Origin of the sequence: Acinetobacter wanghuae, assembly GCF_009557235.1 — a bacterium.
Classification (GTDB): Bacteria; Pseudomonadota; Gammaproteobacteria; order Pseudomonadales; family Moraxellaceae; genus Acinetobacter; species Acinetobacter wanghuae.
On record NZ_CP045650.1, the window covers coordinates 2,176,684 to 2,197,459 of the forward strand.

General features: G+C 41.7%; 18 protein-coding genes. 9 read left to right on the forward strand and 9 right to left on the reverse strand.

Annotated elements, in window-relative coordinates; genetic code table 11:
- Positions 1–92 precede the first annotated feature (92 nt).
- On the reverse strand, positions 93–2,708 hold the full coding sequence (gene acnD / locus GFH30_RS10295; protein ID WP_153372355.1) for a Fe/S-dependent 2-methylisocitrate dehydratase AcnD: 2,616 nt from the start codon (positions 2,706–2,708) through the stop codon (positions 93–95).
- Positions 2,709–2,972: 264 nt separating this feature from the next.
- Here acnD and ygfZ point away from each other — a divergent pair, with 264 nt between their 5' ends.
- Positions 2,973–3,698 carry a CAF17-like 4Fe-4S cluster assembly/insertion protein YgfZ gene (gene ygfZ / locus GFH30_RS10300; RefSeq protein ID WP_153372357.1) on the forward strand — a complete coding sequence of 242 codons (726 nt, stop codon included), beginning with the start codon at positions 2,973–2,975 and terminating at the stop codon, positions 3,696–3,698.
- A 47-nt stretch (positions 3,699–3,745) separates the two neighbouring features.
- Here the strand turns inward: ygfZ and GFH30_RS10305 are convergent, their stop codons facing one another.
- On the reverse strand, positions 3,746–3,997 hold the full coding sequence (locus GFH30_RS10305) for a hypothetical protein (RefSeq protein WP_153372359.1): 252 nt from the start codon (positions 3,995–3,997) through the stop codon (positions 3,746–3,748).
- Positions 3,998–4,248: 251 nt separating this feature from the next.
- Between GFH30_RS10305 and GFH30_RS10310 the strand changes: the two genes are divergently transcribed.
- On the forward strand, positions 4,249–5,055 hold the full coding sequence (locus GFH30_RS10310; protein ID WP_153372361.1) for a tetratricopeptide repeat protein: 807 nt from the start codon (positions 4,249–4,251) through the stop codon (positions 5,053–5,055).
- Positions 5,056–5,116: 61 nt separating this feature from the next.
- Here the strand turns inward: GFH30_RS10310 and GFH30_RS10315 are convergent, their stop codons facing one another.
- From GFH30_RS10315 to GFH30_RS10325, 3 genes are all read right to left on the reverse strand, one after another.
- A complete protein-coding gene (locus tag GFH30_RS10315) occupies positions 5,117–6,049 on the reverse strand; it encodes an AEC family transporter (RefSeq protein WP_153372363.1) in 933 nt (310 codons plus the stop codon).
- A gap of 76 nt (positions 6,050–6,125) precedes the next feature.
- Entirely contained in the window at positions 6,126–7,238 is a 1,113-nt protein-coding gene (locus GFH30_RS10320; RefSeq protein WP_153372365.1) for an NADH:flavin oxidoreductase/NADH oxidase, read from the reverse strand.
- An 89-nt stretch (positions 7,239–7,327) separates the two neighbouring features.
- A complete protein-coding gene (locus GFH30_RS10325) occupies positions 7,328–8,587 on the reverse strand; it encodes a carbohydrate porin (protein ID WP_153372366.1) in 1,260 nt (419 codons plus the stop codon).
- Positions 8,588–8,952: 365 nt separating this feature from the next.
- Here GFH30_RS10325 and mutM point away from each other — a divergent pair, with 365 nt between their 5' ends.
- Positions 8,953–9,813: a bifunctional DNA-formamidopyrimidine glycosylase/DNA-(apurinic or apyrimidinic site) lyase gene (gene mutM / locus GFH30_RS10330; protein ID WP_153372368.1), complete on the forward strand. Its 861-nt coding sequence runs from the start codon at positions 8,953–8,955 to the stop codon at positions 9,811–9,813.
- A complete protein-coding gene (locus GFH30_RS10335) occupies positions 9,810–10,091 on the forward strand; it encodes a peptidylprolyl isomerase (protein ID WP_153372370.1) in 282 nt (93 codons plus the stop codon). The genes mutM and GFH30_RS10335 overlap by 4 nt, the downstream gene beginning before the upstream one ends.
- 179 nt (positions 10,092–10,270) lie before the next feature.
- Here GFH30_RS10335 and mscL read toward each other — a convergent pair whose 3' ends face one another.
- Positions 10,271–10,702 carry a large conductance mechanosensitive channel protein MscL gene (gene mscL / locus GFH30_RS10340; RefSeq protein ID WP_153372372.1) on the reverse strand — a complete coding sequence of 144 codons (432 nt, stop codon included), beginning with the start codon at positions 10,700–10,702 and terminating at the stop codon, positions 10,271–10,273.
- 185 nt (positions 10,703–10,887) lie between these two features.
- On the reverse strand, positions 10,888–12,723 hold the full coding sequence (gene typA, locus GFH30_RS10345) for a translational GTPase TypA (protein ID WP_153372374.1): 1,836 nt from the start codon (positions 12,721–12,723) through the stop codon (positions 10,888–10,890).
- 174 nt (positions 12,724–12,897) lie between these two features.
- Between typA and GFH30_RS10350 the strand changes: the two genes are divergently transcribed.
- The 3 genes from GFH30_RS10350 (at position 12,898) to GFH30_RS10360 (ending at position 16,831) form a co-directional block, all read left to right on the forward strand.
- Positions 12,898–14,268, forward strand: coding sequence for a uracil-xanthine permease family protein (locus GFH30_RS10350; RefSeq protein ID WP_153372376.1), 1,371 nt, complete (start codon positions 12,898–12,900; stop codon positions 14,266–14,268).
- A 65-nt stretch (positions 14,269–14,333) separates the two neighbouring features.
- Positions 14,334–15,365, forward strand: coding sequence for a methyltransferase (locus GFH30_RS10355; RefSeq protein ID WP_153372378.1), 1,032 nt, complete (start codon positions 14,334–14,336; stop codon positions 15,363–15,365).
- 2 nt (positions 15,366–15,367) lie between these two features.
- The gene (locus GFH30_RS10360) at positions 15,368–16,831 is read left to right on the forward strand and encodes an amino acid permease (RefSeq protein ID WP_153372380.1); all 1,464 of its coding nucleotides are present in this window, start codon (positions 15,368–15,370) and stop codon (positions 16,829–16,831) included.
- A 76-nt stretch (positions 16,832–16,907) separates the two neighbouring features.
- Here GFH30_RS10360 and GFH30_RS10365 read toward each other — a convergent pair whose 3' ends face one another.
- A complete protein-coding gene (locus GFH30_RS10365; protein ID WP_153372382.1) occupies positions 16,908–17,438 on the reverse strand; it encodes a cysteine peptidase family C39 domain-containing protein in 531 nt (176 codons plus the stop codon).
- Positions 17,439–17,541: 103 nt separating this feature from the next.
- Complete coding sequence (gene omp38, locus GFH30_RS10370; protein ID WP_153372384.1) at positions 17,542–18,588, reverse strand: outer membrane protein Omp38; 1,047 nt, start codon at positions 18,586–18,588, stop codon at positions 17,542–17,544.
- 376 nt (positions 18,589–18,964) lie between these two features.
- On the opposite strand from omp38, the gene GFH30_RS10375 reads away from it, so the two are divergent.
- Together GFH30_RS10375 and GFH30_RS10380 are read left to right on the forward strand one after the other, a co-directional pair.
- Entirely contained in the window at positions 18,965–19,486 is a 522-nt protein-coding gene (locus GFH30_RS10375; RefSeq protein ID WP_153372386.1) for a GspH/FimT family pseudopilin, read from the forward strand.
- Positions 19,487–19,585: 99 nt separating this feature from the next.
- Complete coding sequence (locus tag GFH30_RS10380; RefSeq protein ID WP_153372388.1) at positions 19,586–20,761, forward strand: thiolase family protein; 1,176 nt, start codon at positions 19,586–19,588, stop codon at positions 20,759–20,761.
- Positions 20,762–20,776 lie beyond the last annotated feature (15 nt).

Genomic DNA, 20,776 nt, shown 5'->3' on the forward strand with positions numbered 1-20,776 from the left:
TAAACAATATCAATAACTTTAATCCTCCCCAACCCTCCTTTAAAAAAGGAGGGGGTTTCCCCTCTTTCGTAAAGAGGGGTTAGGGGAGATTCTTAAACATTCCCTTCCAAGAAATCCTGTGCAAAGCGTTGTAACACCCCACCCGCTTCATACACAGACACTTCTTCTTCGGTATCTAAACGACAAGTGACAGGCACTTTTACAATTTCATTCTTGCCGTCAACCGTTGAACGCTCAATGACTAAAGTTAAGGTCGAACGTGGTGCAATGTTCCCAATCACGCTATACAGCTCCGTACCATCGAGTTTTAACGTTTTACGGTCAACACCTGCTTTAAACTCAAGCGGTAACACCCCCATACCGACCAAATTTGTACGATGAATACGCTCAAAACCTTCCGCAACAATGGCTTCCACACCTGCAAGACGTACACCTTTAGCCGCCCAATCACGACTTGAACCCTGACCATAATCCTTCCCTGCAATCACAATCAAAGGCTGTTTACGGTTCATATAGGTTTCAATGGCTTCCCACATTCGCATCACTTCGCCTTCAGGCTCAACACGTGCTTTAGACCCTTGCTTAATCGTACCGTCAGAACGAACCACCATTTCATTAAACAATTTCGGGTTGGCAAAAGTGGCACGTTGCGTGGTCAAGTGATCGCCACGGTGCGTTGCATACGAGTTAAAGTCTTCTTCAGGCAAACCCATTTTTTTCAAATATTCACCCGATGCACTATCAAGCACAATCGCATTAGATGGTGATAAATGATCTGTAGTGATGTTGTCGCCCAAAATTGCCAATGGACGCATATTGGCTAAAGTACGCGGTGCAGCCAATGCCCCTTCCCAATACGGCGGGCGGCGAATATAAGTACTTTGCGGACGCCAGTCATACAGTGGACTTGCTGCCTTCTCATTCACGCCCAAATCAAACATTGGAATGTAAATTTGACGGAACTGTTCAGGCTTCACTGCGACTTTTACCAGTGCATCAATTTCTTCATCAGATGGCCAAATGTCTTTGAGATAAATTGGATTGCCTGCTTTGTCTGTACCCAACGCATCAGTTTCAATGTCAAAACGAATTGTACCGGCAATGGCATAAGCGACCACCAACGGCGGAGATGCCAAGAACGCTTGCTTCGCTTGTGGATGGATACGCCCATCGAAGTTACGGTTACCCGACAGTACCGCAGTGGCATACAAATCACGGTCAATAATTTCTTGCTGGATCTTTGGATCTAGCGCGCCCGACATACCATTACAAGTGGTACATGCATACGCCACAATACCAAAACCGAGTTGCTCTAAGTCTTTTAAAACACCTGCTTCTTCTAGGTACAATGCTGCCGCTTTAGAACCTGGTGCAAATGATGATTTCACCCACGGTTTACGCGTTAAACCCAATTCAAGGGCTTTACGTGCAAGTAAGCCTGCCGCAACCGTATTACGCGGGTTGGAAGTATTGGTACATGAGGTAATCGCTGCGATAATCACTGCGCCATCGGGCATTAAACCTTCAGCTTCTTGCGCACGTGCTGCCTCTAAATTGCCTGCAATACCTTTCGCTTTTAAGTCCGATGTTGACACACGTGCATGTGGATTTGACGGTCCTGCAATGTTACGGGTCACAGTCGATAAATCAAAACGAAGCACACGCGGATACTGTGCCGCTGTCATATCACTTGCCCAAAGCCCAATTTCTTTGGCGTAGGTTTCAACCAATTTTACTTGTTCAGGCTCACGACCTGTCAGTGTTAAATAATCAATGGTGTTTTGATCAATATAGAACATTGCAGCCGTTGCGCCATATTCAGGGGTCATGTTGGAGATGGTCGCACGATCCCCCACCGACATGCTGTCTGCACCTTCACCAAAGAATTCAAGATAAGCACCAACCACACGTTCTTTACGCAAGAATTCGGTTAAAGCCAATACGATATCGGTTGCGGTAATGCCCGGCTTGCGTTGTCCAACGAGTTCAACCCCAATAATATCGGGTAGACGCATCCATGATGCACGACCGAGCATGACGTTTTCAGCTTCCAAGCCACCGACACCAATCGAAATCACGCCCAATGCATCGGTATGTGGTGTGTGTGAATCTGTACCCACACAGGTATCAGGGAACGCAATACCACCACGGTTTTGAATGACAGGAGACATTTTCTCTAAGTTAATTTGATGCATGATGCCGTTGCCCGCAGGAATCACATCGACATTTTCAAACGCGGTTTTCGTCCATTCAATAAAGTGAAAACGATCTTCATTACGACGGTCTTCAATAGCACGGTTTTTTGCAAAGGCATCGGGGTCGAAACCACCGAATTCAACTGCGAGCGAGTGGTCAACAATGAGCTGTGTCGGCACCACAGGATTGACTTTAGATGGATCGCCACCTTGTTCAGCAATGGCATCACGTAAACCCGCAAGGTCAACCAAGGCCGTTTGACCTAGGATGTCATGACAGACCACACGTGCTGGATACCACGGAAAATCATGCTCTTGTTTGACTTCAATTAATTGACGTAATGACTGCTCTAGAATAGCAGGGTCACAACGGCGTACCAACTGTTCTGCAAGCACTTTTGAGGTATATGGAAGTTTCGCATACGCGCCTGACTGAATATCTTCAACGGCTTGACGCACATCAAAATATTCAAGCTCGGTTCCTTGGAGTGGTTTACGGTAGTTATTGTTCATAGCGTTCCTGCCTGAGTCATTCAATTTGTTCTTTGTCGCTGTTTTTTATGGATGTTTCACCCTGTTTGTTCAGGCATAGTACACTGTCAAAACACCATTTCCCAAATCTTTTATTTATCATATGGTTACTAGTGTATTTGAATTTTTTTAGCCTATTTTGTTGTTCATTGGGATAATTTGGGCTGCAAAATGTGATTTTTTTTGAAAAATAGCGCAAAATTGATCTCATTCTTTAGTCTTAAAACATATACGAATAGGTCATTCATGAGCGAATTAGCTTTCTCCTCTTTTACGCTAAACGGTGTAGACGCACAGAAATTTTTACAAGGTCAAGTAACACTTCATGTGGAACGACTTGCTGAAAATACAACACGTTATACTGCGATTTGTAATTTGAAAGGTCGCATTTTGTTTGGCTTATGGCTGACCAAAATCAATAGCGAAAGCTTTGAGATTGTGACCACAAGCGATCAAGCAGAAGACTTTGCCAAACATATGAAAAAGTTTGGTGCATTTTCAAAAATGAAGCTTGAAGATACAGGTACGGTATATCCAAATATTGATGGTCATCAAACGACATTTAGTGCTAAAGCAACCGATATTCATGCATGGAGTTTGGCTGCCATTGCGTCTGGTCAAGCCTTTATTCAAGCAGCAAGTTCAAAATTGTTCCAACCACAAGAACTGCGATTACATCAACGTGAAGGCATTCACTACGACAAAGGGTGCTACTTGGGTCAAGAAGTCATTGCACGTTTATGGTTTAAAGCAAAACCAAAAGCATGGTTACATGTGATTCAAGGCTCAGATGCTGCACCAAATGTTGGCGCACAACTCCATAATAATGTGCAAGTCGTCAATAGCATTGCGATTGAGGGCGGCTATAAAGCCTTGGTGGTTGCAAAACCTGAAGCGCTAGAGGAAATTGGCGTGACTGTGCTTGCCTTGCCTGAAGCATTAAGCGGTGATGTCGCGCGTCCACAGTCTTAAAAAATAAAAGATTCATAAAAAGCCTCCAAAATTGGAGGCTTTTTAAATTACAAATTAAAATCGTGAAAGAGTTTGTTCATATCTTTAATCACGTAATCTTTAAAATGAAAAGCGCGTGCATGTTTGGCATCAATGCGTGCTGTTTTTCCTTCATGTTCAAAGATATAAACGCGATCTTCATTGCTTACCAAAAAGTTTTTGCCCAATTCCATTAACAATGCATCAAATTTATCTTCATCAGGAATGCTGTCATCCTGACTAATTTGATTGTATGCACGTTTAATGCCTTTAATAAACATGGCTCAAGCTTCACTGAAAACAAAAATGCGATTAAATCAGAGAAACGTCGCGAAGCAAAGTGTTGTATTCGCTTTCATAACACGACCTTTGATGATTTGGAGTTAAGCAATGTTGACTGAGCGCTGCATCGGTCACAAAATGGATATTTACAAAGTCTAAAATCGTTTTATGATGTAATGGACTCTGATTTAAACAATAGACTCAAACAACACCATGGAATCAGGTGTTGTTCATAATAGGTTTTGGAACCATGAAAAAAATAATCATTGCTGCACTTCTTGCTGCTTCAACCCAGATCACACTTGCAGCACCTGCTGATGTTGACCCACAGTTTGCTAAAATTGAGCAATTGGTGACCCAGAAAAATTTTAAAGGCGCGTATGATGCTTTAGATAAACTGGCGCAACAAGGCAATGCACAAGCGATATATAACTTAGGCTATTTGATGCAAACCGGTCAAGGGACAGCCAAAAATGAAAAGAAAGCCATCGAGCTTTATGAAAAAGCAGCCAAACTGGGTTATCCCGTTGCAAACTATGTTTTAGGTAAAAACTACACCGCAGGCTCACTAGGGCTTCCGCAGGATTTAACCAAAGCAAAACAATATTTGGAACGTGCCTCTGCTGCGAACTTCGATGATGCAACCGTTGATTTAGCTGTCTTATTATTTGCTGAGTCAAAGCCTGAATCTGACAAGTTGGCACTCAGAAAAATTGAGCCTTTGATTAAAAAAGGCAACTATCAAGCGATGCATGTTAAAGCCTTATATGACATTAGTTTAGGCTTCAAAAATAAAGATGAAAAAAGCGTACAAAAAGGCTTAAATGGCATTCAAGATTTAGCGAAGAAAGGCTATACCCCTGCCCTGATGGCCATTGGGAATATCTTTGCCAATGGCAACATCGTGCCGCAAAACTTACCTGAAGCGAAAAAAATCTTTGCAGCTTTAGCGAAAGAAAACGTGCCTCAAGCGCGAGAATCTTTAGCAGCTGTCGATAAAATGATCGCAGAACAAGCCAAAGCACCTAGTCGTACAGCAGCACAGAAAAAGAGTTAGTTCAAAAGCAAATCATACAGCCTAAAAAGCCCCATCTCTGGGGCTTTTTATATGAAATCATTTATAGATAATGCACTGATTGCATCAACCAAATCGCTGTTACCACAAATCCAAACACGGTACTCATCACCAAAGGCGCGAGGGCTTTGCCATGCACACCATAATGCTGGGCAAAAATTCCAAAAGCGATCGGCATCGGTAAAGCTGCAATGAGCGTTCCCACGTACAAGGTTTCGTTATTTACGCCAAAGCTCCACAACAATATAAATATGACCGCAGGCATCAGCAGTCCTTTGATCAGCACCAAAACCCAACTATGTGTATTAACCGACTTGACGGTCATACCCATTAAGCTAGCCCCAATCACAAACAATGCCAAGGGTGAGGCCGTTTGCCCAAGGATCGTCAAGGTATGTGCAAGGACTTTCGGCAGTTGTACATCCAATAATACACACGCCATTCCTAACACGATCGCTAAAATCAGCGGATTCTTAATAATTCGGACTAGGGTGTCACGCAGTATCGGTGATGTTTGCGCTGAACCTGTTTGCAGACCACGTTCAGCAAGTACCATCATTAAAGTCACAATGAGTAAATTTTCAATAATCAAGGTTAACGATAAATAAACCGCGGCATGTGATCCAATCAGTAAAGTTAAAACAGCGGTTCCAATAAAGCCCGTATTGGACATGGACGCACCAACTGCCAAAACACTCGCTTCAGTCAAATTGGATTTAAAGTAGCGACGACAAATGAAAAACGCCAAGGCATACAACAGCAATGAGCCGAGTGCATAGGCCATAAAATAGCGGGGATGCCAAATCTCACTGAGATTTTTCGATGCCAATGCCTGTAATAAAAAAGCAGGCAAAGCCACTTTAATCACAAATTGGCTCATGCCTGTAATGAGGCTTGGCTGAATAAAACCTGTCCTTGCTGCCAAGAACCCGAGTAAAACAATGGCACAAATGGGAAATAATATACTGAGTAGCATCGAAATTAATGCCCTTGAGCCGATGTCATCGCACTATCCTTGACTATTTTTGGCATAGCTTTCGCTCTGCATGGCTTTAAGAAAATGGCTGTAATAAGTTTTTCAACTCATGTGGCTCACAGCGTAAATATTGCGGGGCAACGCGAATCTGCTCGCCTAATTTTGCTGCAGCATGCCAAGGCCAACGTGGGTTAAATAAAATGGCACGCGCAAGCCCAATGGCATCTGCTTGCTGACTTTGCAAAATACCTTCAGCCTGATTTGGCTCTGTAATCAGACCTACAGCAATTACAGGAATATTCACTGCTTTTTTAATTGCGGCTGCATAAGCAACCTGATAGCTCGCGCCAACCTTAATCTGCTGATCTGGGTGTAAACCCGCAGTTGAGACATGAATATAGGCAATATCCAACGCTTCTAAAGCTTTTGACAATTGAATTGAAGATTCTAAATCCCAGCTCGCTTGATCATCCATCCAGTCTGTTGCAGAAATACGAATCCCGACTGGATAACCTTGTGGCACAACTTTCTTGATCGCTTCAACCACTTGCAGCACCAAACGCATACGGTTTTCAAGTGATCCACCATATTCATCTTCACGCAAATTCGATAGTGGTGATAAAAATTGATGTAGTAAATAACCGTGTGCTGCATGAATTTCAATGAGTTCAAAGCCTGCTTCCACCGCACGTTTTGCACTGGCTGCAAAGTCTTGAATGAGCTGCTGAATCTCATCTAAGCTCAATGCATGTGGTGGCTGTTCTTCAGGCTTAAAGGCTTGATCACTGGCTGACACGGTTTGCCAACCCTTTGCGTCACTTGATGAAATTTGCCCACCGCCTGCCCACGGTTTTTCTACAGAAGCTTTACGACCGGCATGCGCCAGTTGGACTGCAAAAGGCATCGGTGAAATGGTTTTTATTTTATTGAGTAGGTTTTTGATTTTTTCAGCCTGATGATCATTCCAAAGCCCTAAATCCGCATAGCTAATACGTCCATTGGCTTGAACGGCGGTAGCTTCAACGATACAGAGACCTGCACCAGAGAGCGCATAATTTGCCCATTGCTGCTGATGCCAATAGGTCACTTCACCTTCATCTGTTGCCGAATACTGACACATCGGTGCAATAATAATGCGGTTGCTCAGCGTTAATGAGGCGAAATGAATCGGTTTGAATAATAAAGCCATCTGTCGTCCCTCGAATCAAATAAGTCCGTTAATGTGACACAAAAAACAGGCCTTTTCAGCCTGTTTTTTATTACCAGAATGTCTTTAATTTAGAAGACAATTCGACTGGTTAAACCAAGGACGAAAGCATCATCTACACGGTTGGTTGAACCTGGATTCACCACATATTGTACATTTGGACGAAGCATGAGCCATGGTGTCGCATTATAGCTATAGTTCAACTCCACGTTATATTCAGCGCTTGCATCGAACGTGTTTTGATTCAAACGATTATTCACATGTACGCGGTTTGCAGCCAAACCTAAAATATCATTTGGATGACCAGCGACTAAACCAATATATTTCACACCAATTTGTTGAGAATTATCGACTTTGGTGGTCACACGATCATGCCATGTAAAGTTGGCAAAGCCATGTAGACCTTGACGCCCCGTACCTGTTGATGTCAATTGTTGCTCTACTGCAATCCAACCACCAAATGTACGATCTTCTGGCGCGCCTGTGGCAATATCTTTTTGGTTTTCAGGTTTATCTGCGGTGTTATACATTCCACCTACACGATAGCTACCCGGCAAACCATTTACAGCTTGTTTTGGTGACCAAATTACTTCAACAGGAATGCTTACACCATCAGCATTGTCGGTATCTAAGCTCCAACCTTGACCTTCAGCATTGCCACGACCATTATCAGGATTGTATTCATACACCCCAACTTGAGCAGCAAGTTCAGGATTCATTTGGTATTTTACCCGTCCGCCCCATTGCGCAACAGGTGTGTTCATCCAAATCGTACCCTGCCATTTACCCATTTGTGCGGCACAAAATGCTGTACTGGCAAAGTCACACGCCATTACGTTGAAGTCCATACCTAGACCTAAACGACCTGCTTTTACACTGATGCCTTGTTCTTTAAAATTCTTTTCGATTGATAATTCGCTTAAACGACTGTCTTGATTACCACGACCAAAAGTACCCTGGACATTGGCAAGTTGAGGTGCAGTCGGATCTTGTAAATCACGAATTGAGGTACTTTGACCTTGACGCGCTGTCATCACTGCACGAACAGTCACATCATTCCAGCCGACAAGTTTACCCATATCTAACTGAGTACCTAACCATAGTTGTGCAGATGTCAACGGATCTTGACCATCATCGCGACCACCGTGCGCTAAATACGCAGTATCTGACATCAGGTTTGCTTCAAACTTGATCCCTTGATTTGCAAGCTCTGTACGTTTGCCATTCCAATCCCCAAAAAGATATTGTCCTTGAGGATCAAATGCTGATTCAGCATGAATTTGAGTGGAGCCAGTAATTAAAGCCAATAAAGCCAGATGCAAATTTTTCATAAGAAACCTAAATGCAGAATAAGACGTGAAACCAATTTTTTTGATTTACATTTAGCTTAATAAATTACATAAATTTTCATACATCATGTCGGTCTATTTTTTATCATTCATTAAACTTTAAGTTATATAAAATTATTTTATCTACACTTTTTATTATTTATAATATTTTAAGATTATGATTATTATAAATTTATTTTTAAGATAAAAATTCGTTTAGTTTATTCAAACAATAATGAAATAAGACTAAAGTTTGGTCATCGATCGGCTAGATATAATAAAATAAACCGAGATGAAACGAGGCTACATACTTGTATTGAAGATCATCTTCCCCCATATATGCATCATCCTTACTATATCTTTTTTCTATGCCTGAATTACCCGAAGTTGAGACGACAAAAACCAGTTTATTACCTTTAATTGATCAGCAGGTATTAAAAGTCACTGTTTATCAATCAAGTTTACGCTGGGCAATTCCAGATGATATTACCAAAATTAAAGGTCAACGTCTGGTGAAGCTGACACGCCGCTCAAAATATATTTTGGCAGAATTTGAACAAGACACAATGCTGTGGCATTTAGGGATGTCAGGTAGTTTTCGCTTATGTCAATCCAATGAGCCTTTACGCAAACATGATCATTTGGTCATTGCCTTTGAAGATATTGAGCTGCGTTATCATGACCCTCGCCGTTTTGGCTGTATTCTCTGGTTAGATGCACAATCTCAAAGCAAATTACTCGATACGCTCGGCCCTGAGCCCTTGAGCGAACAGTTTAATGCAGAGTATCTGTTTGATAAATTGAAGAATAAATCGGTTGGCACTAAAGTTGCTATTATGGATAACCATGTCGTGGTTGGTGTGGGTAATATTTATGCGACTGAAAGTTTATTTAATTTAGGTATTCATCCCGCACAACCGGCATCAGATTTAAGCTTTGCTCAAATTCAACAATTGGTGGTTGAGATTAAGCGAATCTTAAAGCAAGCCATTGATTTAGGTGGGTCAACTTTACGCGACTACACCAATGCTATGGGGGAAAATGGCTATTTTCAACAAACCTTACTTGCCTATGGTCGTGCAGGTGAAATGTGCGTGAACTGTGAAACTACTTTGCAAAATCTTAAATTGGGACAACGTGCATCGGTGTTTTGTCCGGAATGCCAACCATTGAAAAAATCAGCATTAACTGTGAAAAAATTAGCTAAAACGCGAGGCAAAAAATCATGAAATCTGCGATCGTCCGTCACATTTTAGTTAAAGATAAAGAGACTTGTGAACAGCTTAAAAGAAAGATCCAAGCTGGCGCTGACTTTGCCAAAATAGCCAAACAATTTTCGACCTGTAACTCTGCTAAACGCGGTGGAGAACTTGGCGAAGTAAAAAAAGGGCAACTTGTTCCTGTCATTGATAAATTAGTGTTTACTGCTGCTGAACGTGTTTTGCATGGACCTGTGAAAAGTCAGTTTGGTTTTCATTTGGTGGAAATTAAATTTCGGATGGATTAATAATCCCCCTAAGTCCCCCTTTACTAAAGGAGGACTTCTCCTCCTTTAGTAAAGGGAGGTTATTTTTAAATAGCTTAACCTCTCCCCTTGCGAAGCAGTGCTTCTCATCTCCTATAAGGAGAGGGAACTTCAGGATTAAAAAAAACGGCGCATATAGCGCCGTTTTTTAATAAGAAGAATTAACCTTTACGTTTTAATTCATCACGAATTTCGCGAAGCAATTCAATATCTTCAGGTGTTGCTTCTGGTGCTGGTTCTTCTGGTGCATTACGGCGTAGTTTGTTCATGACTTTAACTAGCAAGAATACTACCCATGCCAATAACAAGAAGTTAATTAAAATGGTGAGGAAATTACCATAAGCAAAGACGTTTAAGCCTGCTTCTTGTGCAGCAGCCAATTGAGTCACATTGTTTGGGTTATCGCCAAGAACTAAGAACCAATTTGAATAATCAACTTCACCGCCTAAAATCCAGCTAATCAATGGCATGATGATGTCTTTCACCATTGAATCAATGATTTTACCAAAAGCACCACCGATGATGACACCGATTGCTAAATCCATAACATTGCCTTTAACAGCAAATTCTTTAAATTCTTGAATAATACTCATGGGTTTCCTCGTATTTATTTTTCCAAAATATGTGACGAATTATACATTATTTATTAGGGATATCATTTCGTTCTAATTTACGCTTTTTAAAATATTTTCCAATATTATTGCGCATTTTTGATACAAAAAAACCGCAATCTTCGAAAAGATTGCGGTTTTTCATTCACCTATAAATAATTTAAAAATTATTTACCACGGTTACGTTTACGTTCGTTTTCAGTCAACCAACGTTTACGGATACGGATTGATTTAGGTGTTACTTCAACTAATTCATCATCTTCGATGAATTCAAGCGCTTGTTCAAGCGTATATTCAATTGCAGGAACAAGTGTTAACGCTTCGTCAGTACCAGATGCACGTACGTTTGTTAACTGTTTTGCTTTAGTTGGGTTTACAGCCATGTCGTCTGAACGTGAGTTAATACCAACGATCATACCTTCATATACTTCTAACTGTGGTTTCGCAAATAGACGACCACGGTCTTGAAGTGTGAATAACGCATAGCCAAGACATACGCCTTGAACCATAGAAATCAATACACCGTTTTGACGTTTCGCAACAGTACCTTGTTTCATTGGACCGTAATGCGAGAAGCTAGACGTCATGATCCCTGTACCAGAAGTCATGGTCAAGAATTCAGAACGGAAACCGATTAAGCCACGTGAAGGAACAGTTGCTTCAATACGGATACGGCCTTTACCGTCAACTTCCATATTGGTCATTTCGCCTTTACGGAAGCCCAATTGTTCCATTACAGAACCTTGGTGTTGTTCTTCAACGTCAAAGGTTACGTTTTCATACGGTTCTTGCATTTGACCGTCGATTTCTTTCAAGATTACTTGTGGACGAGATACGCCCATTTCGAAACCTTCACGACGCATGTTTTCGATCAATACTGAAAGGTGAAGTTCACCACGACCAGATACTTTGAAACGGTCTGGACTATCAGTATCTTCAACACGTAATGCAACGTTATGAATTAATTCGCGATCTAGACGTTCACGGATATTACGTGAAGTTACGAACTTACCTTCTTTACCAGCAAACGGTGAGTTGTTTACTTGGAATGTCATCGATACAGTTGGTTCATCTACAGACAATGCAGGTAGTGCTTCAACATTTTTCGGATCACAAATTGTGTCAGAGATATGAAGTTCATCAATACCTGTTACACAAACGATATCGCCTGCATTTGCTTCTTCGATGTCAACACGATCAAGACCATGGTAACCCATGATTTTTAAGATACGGCCGTTACGAGTCTTACCGTCTTTATCGATAACAGTCACTTGTGTGTTCAATTTTACTGAACCACGTTGAATACGACCAACACCGATAACACCTACGAAGCTGTTATAGTCAAGTGAAGACACTTGCATTTGGAATGGACCGTCAACGTCAACTGCTGGTGGCTCAACGATGTCTACGATTGTTTGGAACAATGGTGTCATGTCATCAGCAAGTTCTTCTGGAGAAGGACCGGCAACACCACGAAGACCAGATGCATAAACAACTGGGAAGTCTAACTGTTCGTCAGTACCGCCTAAGTTATCGAACAAATCGAATACTTGGTCAATCACCCAATCAGGACGCGCGCTTGGTTTATCAACTTTGTTGATAATTACGATTGGTTTCAAACCACGTGCGAACGCTTTTTGCGTTACGAAACGAGTTTGTGGCATTGGACCTTCTTGTGAATCGACAAGAAGCAATACGCAGTCAACCATAGAAAGTACACGTTCAACTTCACCACCGAAGTCGGCGTGTCCCGGGGTGTCCACGATGTTGATACGGTATTCAGTATTTGTACGAGCATCAGTCCATTTAATTGCAGTGTTTTTTGCAAGAATGGTAATACCACGTTCAGACTCAATAGCGCCCGAATCCATCACACGTTCGATCTCGCCCGCGCGATCGCCAAGAGCACCTGATTGCTGTAAAAGTTTGTCTACAAGAGTCGTTTTACCATGATCGACGTGCGCAATAATGGCAATGTTACGGAGAGTTTTAATATCTGACATGTATAATTCAATACGCTTTAAATTTGAGGGCAAATTATACAGAAAAATACAAAGTTTGGACAGTGACAGTTTGTGGTGATTGTCGATTTTTTTTCATGAATGCTTGCTTTTGCTTTTGTAATGGCGTGTAAACAGATTAGAATAGCGCCACCCAGCCTTAATTTGCATGCACACATGTCTGATTTTAATCAATCTCCTCAGTCAAAAGATGAACTCGATTTGGTCTATGGACTCGAAGATCGTCCAAAACCGTTGGTCGCTTTTTTAGCTGCATTCCAACATTTACTTGCCATTATTGTACCTATTGTTACACCCGGGCTACTTATTTGCCTCGCATTGGGCGTCTCTAAAGAAGACACCAACATGATTTTATCCATGTCATTGGTGATCTCAGGTATCGCAACTTTCCTGCAATGTAAAAAAGTCGGACCGTTTGGCGCAGGTCTTCTTATTGTTCAAGGCACAAGTTTTAACTTTATCGGTCCCATCATCGGGATTGGTTCAGCGATGGTTGCCGCAGGTACCCCTGTTGAAGCAGTAATGGCCTCTATTTTTGGCGTGGTGATTGCAGGTGCTTTCATTGAAATGGGCGTTTCGCGTATTTTGCCTTGGGTAAAAAAACTGATTACACCATTGGTGACAGGCATTGTTGTGCTCCTCATTGGTTTGACGCTCATTAAGGAAGGTCTTATTTCAATGGGCGGTGGTTATCAAGCCATGGGCGATAAAACTTTCGCCAATGCCGACAACCTCATCATGTCATGTACTGTTTTAGCCCTGATTATTATTTTAAATCGTGTGCGTGTAACTTGGGTAAAAAGCTCTGCGATTTTAATTGCTTTACTATGTGGTTATATTCTTGCTGGTTTCATGGGGCATTTAGACTTTTCGGGTTTAAACGAAGCAGCGATCGTACAAATTCCAACTCCGATGCATTTTGGTCTTAGCTTCTCATGGAGCTTATTTATTCCAATGGCATTTATCTACTTAGTGACATCTTTAGAAGCGATTGGTGATATTACTGCGACTTCTAAGCTATCGAATCAACCGGTAGATGGTCAAACATGGATGCAACGTATTAAAGGTGGTGTATTGGTAAATGGTGCCAATTCATTCCTTGCTGGTATTTTCAATACTTTCCCAAGTTCAGTGTTTGCACAAAATAATGGTGTCATTCAATTGACCGGTGTTGCAAGTCGTTATGTGGGTATTTGGATTTCGGCATTGTTGGTGATTTTAGGCTTGATGCCTGTGGTTGCTGGTGTGATTCAAGCCGTGCCTCAAGCCGTGCTTGGTGGTGCTGTTATGGTGATGTTCGGTGCAGTCGCTGCATCAGGCATTAACATCTTGTCAGGTGTACATCTTGACCGCCGTGCCCTACTCATTATTGCCATCTCTTTGGCATTGGGTTTAGGCGTTGCTCAAGTGCCACAAATTTTGGAACATCTTCCAGAATTATTCCGTAATATCTTTAGCTCTGGTGTTGCCACCGGTGGTATTGCTGCCCTTATTTTGAATATCGTTCTTCCTGAAGCGAAGAAGTAATTTCATTTCCCTAAAACACTGTTCGGGCATTGCTTGGACAGTGTTTTTGCAATGGAGAGATAAAAATGGTTCCTCAAAGCGAAGTTCTGATTCGACAATACAATTATTTATCGGGTCGTGTGTTGTTTATCAATGCACCCACAGATGACCTCTTAAGTCATTTAGAAGACAACATTGATCCGTCTGTGTGGACATGGAATTTTAACGACTTACAATATTTCCAGTCTCAACAAGCCAATGTTCATTTTGGTGTTGAATTCCCTGAAGGTGAATTTGACCAAGCTGTTATTTTTGTACCTAAATCAAAAGAAATGCTGAATTACTTGCTGCACAATGTGGCAAGTCATTTGGCAAAAGGCGCCTCTGTCTTCTTGGTGGGTGAAAAGAAAGGCGGCATCGAACGTGCTGCAAAACAATTATTGCCATTTGGTCAAAGTTTAAAGTTAGACAGTGCGCGTCATTGTCAACTGTGGCAAATGACATTAGATGCAACCATTGCGAAAAAAGCGCTAAAAGATTGGGCGCAGCGTTATACTGTCGAAACACCAAATGGTGAATTAAAGATTTGTGCCCTTCCCGGTGTATTCAGTCAAAATCGTTTGGATATTGGGACTGCAACGTTATTACCTTATTTGTCTCAAGTGACATCGGGTAAAATTGCGGACTTCGGTTGTGGTGCTGGGGTGATCAGTGCTTATTTGGCAAAACTCAATCCGAAAAATCGTATTTTCGCGATGGATGTTGATGCCTTTGCTTTAGCATCAACGCAAATGACGTTTGAAGAAAATCAGCTCACTCCTGAACAGATTGAAATCAAAGCCGTGACAGGGATTGCTGATGCCCCATTGTTCTTACATGCCATTGTCAGTAATCCCCCATTCCATATGGGCATCGAAACTGATTACAATGCCAGTGAAACATTGTGTAAAACATCACGTCGTCATTTAAAATCGGGTGGCGAACTGTGGATTGTTGCCAATCGTTTCTTGAATTATCCAACTTTGATCGAACAAAACTTTGGTCGTTGTACGGTAAAAGCAGATCAACAAGGCTTTAAAGTGCTCTTCGCCAGCACGCAAAAAAATGTGAAGGAATAAAGATGAGCGAAACACAACAACCCGCGCAACTGCAGCGTAAGCTCGGTGCTCGCCATCTCAACATGATTGCGATTGGTGGCTCAATTGGTACAGGTTTATTCTTGGCCTCGGGTGCTACCATTGCAAACGCGGGTCCAGGTGGTGCGTTACTGGCTTATGTCTTGATTGGGATTATGATTTACTTCCTCATGACCAGTCTTGGTGAGCTTGCAACACACAACCCAACCTCAGGTGCATTCTTTACCTACGGCACCAAATATGTTGAGCGGGGCTTTGGTTTCGCACTTGGCTGGAACTACTGGTACAACTGGGCAATTACCGTTGCCTTTGAGTTGGTTGCTGTACAGTTCATTATGAAATTCTGGTTCCCAGATGTTCCTGGTTTTTACTGGAGTGCCATCTTCCTTGCTGTAATTTTCGGGATTAATGCCCTCACCGTGAAAGGCTTTGGGGAATCTGAATTTTTCTTCTCACTGGTTAAAGTCATTGCCATCATCGCATTTATCATCATTGGTATATGGATGATTGTGGATATCATGCTGACACCGGGTGCGCACGCATTTGCCAATTGGAGTGTCGGTGATGCGCCATTTGTAGGTGGTTTCCAAGCCCTCATTGGTGTCGCTATGATTGCCGGATTCTCTTTCCAAGGCACAGAAATGGTCGGTGTTGCTGCGGGCGAATCTAAAGATCCACAGAAGACCATTCCCGTGGCGATTAAGCAAATCTTCTGGCGAATTCTACTCTTCTATATCGTATGTATCTTCATTATCGGTACTTTGATTGCTTACAATGACCCCCGTCTTTTACAAGCGGCTACAAGTGAAGACATTGCGCTTTCACCGTTTACATTGCTCTATGAAAAAGCAGGATTTGCTTTTGCTGCGAGCTTAATGAATGCCGTTATTCTCACCGCGATTTTATCAGCGGGTAATTCGGGCATGTATTCATCAACGCGTATGCTATTTGATATGGCGCGTAAAGGTAGTGCACCGCGACTCTTTGGGCGTCTTGATCCACGTGGCGTGCCGATGAATGCACTTTATGCAACGACTGCCATTGCGGCGCTATGCTTCTTAACCACGTTCCTTGGCGAACAGGAAGTGTTTAACTGGCTACTGAATATGTCAGGGATGTGTGGCTTTATTGTGTGGCTTGGCATTGCAATTTCGCACTATCGTTTCCGCAAAGGCTACTTAGCGCAAGGCTATCAATTGAATGATTTGGCTTATAAAGCCAAATTCTTCCCCTTCGCACCTTGGTTTGCCTTTATTCTTTGTGCCATCGTGGTGCTCGGTCAAAACTACCAAGATGTGATTGCTGGACAATGGATGGGCGTACTCTCTACATATATTAGTATTCCACTATTCCTAGCGATTTGGTTTGGCTATAAATGGAAATACAAAACCAAGTTTGTTCCTTATCAAGAGATGGACGTACAGCCGATGAAGATTGATCGCGAGTAATTTAATACATTCATTCTAAAAAATAAAAAAGCAGTCATAAGACTGCTTTTTTATTTTCAAAATGCTTACGCCATTATTACTGCGCGCGTACCACAAAGGTACGATCATCAATTAAAATCGCTTGCCGGCAAATACCTTCAACTTGACGTTGCTGTTCAAAGACCGACTTTGGCATCGCTTCAAAACTATCAAAGAATTCAATCTGCTCATCATCTATACCGTAGATTAAGGAATGATTACCTACACCTTCTAATGTATCGTAATAGACAATCACAAACTGCCCTTGCTCAACTGCATGCTGAATCTGTGAATAGCTTATCGCAGGTTGAATGGGAATGTTTAGCTGTTTTGCCTCAGCATAAAAATGAACTTCATTGTCTTGCAAATGTGAATCAAAATCCGTTGAAAAGACAACATCTAGACCTAATTTTTGCAGCGCAACACATAGCGCAATGGTTGATGTACCTGCATCAGGGTCATGGCGACACAACTGAGCTAAATCAGAAATCTCTAAATCGATACCATAATGATGAAATACCATCCATATCGCAAAAATTCCGCTATTGGCTTCTAATTCCTGTAGCTCTTGTGGAATATCTGTTGCCATGTTTATTACTCTAATGATTAATTCTGCCTATCTTAGAGAAATTTCCAGCATAAAAAAAGCGACTCAATTGAGTCGCTTTTTTCAATCAGTGTTCAATAATAAATTATTGAGCAGCTTCTTGACCTTCAACTAGTACAGTACGGCTACCAGAAATCGTAGCGAATACGCGACGGTTCATAGCACGACCTTCTTTAGTGTTGTTGTCAGCAATCGGTTGATCCCAAGCGAAACCTTGAGTAGACAAACGAGATGCATCAACGTTGTATTCGTTTACAAGTGAAGTTTTAACAGAGTTAGCACGAGCAAGTGATAAACGTTCGTTTAGCGCACGTGGACCTGTGTTATCTGTGTGACCTTCGATGCGAGCAGTAGCGTTTGGATATTCAACTAACTTCTCAGCAACTTTAGCGATTTCTGGTTTGTATTGATCTTTGATGTTTGATTTGTTTGTATCAAAGAATACACGAAGTTCCATGTTAAGGTCTTCAGTCAACTCTTGTGGCGCTGGAGCAACTGGCGCGATTGGCGCTACAGGAGCAACTTCAACTACAGGAGCAGCTGGTTTCAAGTGACCACCAAGAACTACGTTAAGACCAGCTAAAGCTGTGTAGTTCCAGAAATCTTCATCGATGTTATAAGTTGCACGAGCTTCAGTACGTAGAGACAAAGCATCATTTAAGCGCCAGAAAGCACCTAGACCTGCGTTACCCAAAGTACCTTCGTCATCTTTAAGACCAAATGCACCATCGTAGTCATATTTATAATGACCAGCACCTAAAAGTACGTATGGCTTAACTTTGCTATCGTAGTTTTTAGTGATCAAATCAGAGGTAGCATAGAAGTTACCATTGATTTGAGTTTGTTTATATTCACCAAAGTTAGCAACATCACTTTCGATATCACCTTTAACTTGTGTATATTCAGCTTCAAAACCTAACCATGGAGTCAATTCAACACCAAGTGCCGCACCAACGAATAAATCATCTTGTAATTCAGCATCAGCTTTATACAAATGATCTTCAAAGCTATTGTTGTGCTTAGTGTCTTGGAAAGTATAACCCACTAATAGTGGAGTTACAGTTACGCCTGCGTTTGCAGCGGCTAAAGGAGCAGCTACGAGCATTGCTAAAGCAATACGACTCATTTTCATGGATTTATCCTCCAGAGATAACAATTGTTGTTCAAGCTTAAGCCATAAATCGGCTCTATCTGAGATAGATTTTTGAATACCCCAGTTTTATTCTCAAGCTATTCACACGAAATCATACAAACACTTTGATTTTTTTCCAAGTGCTTGATAAATCTAATCAAGTAAATTATTGACAAAATTACTTACAATTTCCGTTGTAATTCGGTAAATTTTTACTCAATTTTTTGTTGTGAATAACTTATTGTCCTTACCAATAATTTTAGCAGCTTTCGATCAGAATATGTAATAAATTATTACATTGAATAAAAAAGCATCTCAAAACCGCATTATAAATAACATTATCCTAAAAAAAATAATATATTAATCAGGTAACTATATGTATATAAAGTTTATAAAGGCTTTCACTTTTGTGGAACTGATTGTGTGTATTGCAGTCCTTGCCATTATTGCATCTATTGCTGTGCCTTATTTTCATCGGTATTTTGCCACCCTTGAAGCGAATCATATTCATAAGCGAATTAAAGCTGCAGCCACCTATTCTCGTGCTCAAGCAGCGATGTTAAGACAAAATATCGTCATTTGCCCTAGTCAATCTTTTGCACAATGCCAGCCCAATCAGTGGAAGTCTGGGTTCCTCATCTTTGTAGACACGAATCGTAATCGCCAACTCGATCCAAATGAACAATTGATGCATATCGAGCAGCTGAATTTAAAATATGGTGAGTTAGAGTGGCGCGGTGCATTAAGCATCCAAAGTATTACTTATCAATCGCAAACTGCGCTCCCCATTGGTTCTAATGGGAGCTTTTATTATTGCGCTTATGAACCTAAACATAGTCAACGTATTTTCTTAAGTAAGATGGGACATACACGTGTAGAGCCACTGACAAACTGTTAAGCAAACCAATAAGTCTGATATTTAGGCTTTCATCCTGTACATTTTCAAATATACTGCTAAAGCTAAAAATTTGACTAAAATGCATACGGAGATATAACAATGACTGACATCGTAATTGTCAATGGAGCTCGTACAGCGATGGGTGGCTTTCAGGGTAGCCTTTCATCAGTCACCGCACCAGAACTAGGTGCAGCTTCTATTAAAGAAGCGATTGCTCGCGCAGGGTTGCAACCGACAGATATTGAAGAAGTCATTATGGGGTGTGTTCTTCCTGCTGGTTTGAAACAAGGTCCTGCTCGTCAAGCGATGCGTCAAGCAGGCTTACCTGATTCAACAGGTGCTGTGACCATTAACAAACTGTGTGGTTCAGGTATGAAGGCGGTGATGCAAGCCGCGGATATGATTAAAGCAGGTTCGGCATCCATCGTGGTTGCGGGTGGTATGGAATCGATGACCAATGCACCGTATGTGCTTCCTAAAGCACGTGGTGGTTTCCGTATGGGTCACGGTGAAATTAAAGATCATATGTTCTTAGACGGTCTTGAAGATGCCGAAACAGGTCGCCTCATGGGTTCTTTTGCCCAAGATATGGCAAACAGCAAAGGTTATACCCGCGAACAAATGGACGACTTCGCGATCCGCTCATTAAAACGTGCACAAACTGCGGTGAATGAAGGTTACTTTGCTGATGAGATCGTGCCTGTGACGGTCAAAACCCGTAAAGGTGACGTGGTTGTCGATAAAGATGAACAACCCTTCAATGCCAACATTGATAAAATTCCAACGCTGCGTCCTGCATTTGCAAAAGACGGTACGATTACTGCGGCGAACGCAAGTTCAATTTCGGATGGCGCATCTGCACTTGTATTAACTTCAAGGGATAATGCTGCAGCAAAAGGTTTAAATCCTTTGGCTAAAATTGTGGCTTATGCGTCTAATTCACAACATCCATCTGAGTTCACTATTGCTCCAGTGGGTGCAATTCAAAAAGTCCTAAATCAAACAGGTTGGAATGCGCAAGAAGTTGATCTTTGGGAAATCAATGAAGCCTTTGCCATGGTAACCATGTGCCCAATGGATGAATTTAAATTAGATGCTGAAAAAGTGAATATCAACGGTGGTGCATGTGCGCTCGGTCATCCTGTCGGTTCTACAGGCTCACGTATTATCTTGACCTTGATTCATGCGCTAAAACGTACAGGCGGCAAACGTGGTATTGCTGCACTGTGTATTGGTGGTGGTGAAGCAACTGCTGTAGCGATTGAGTTAATTTAAGCATTTAAGCCCCTC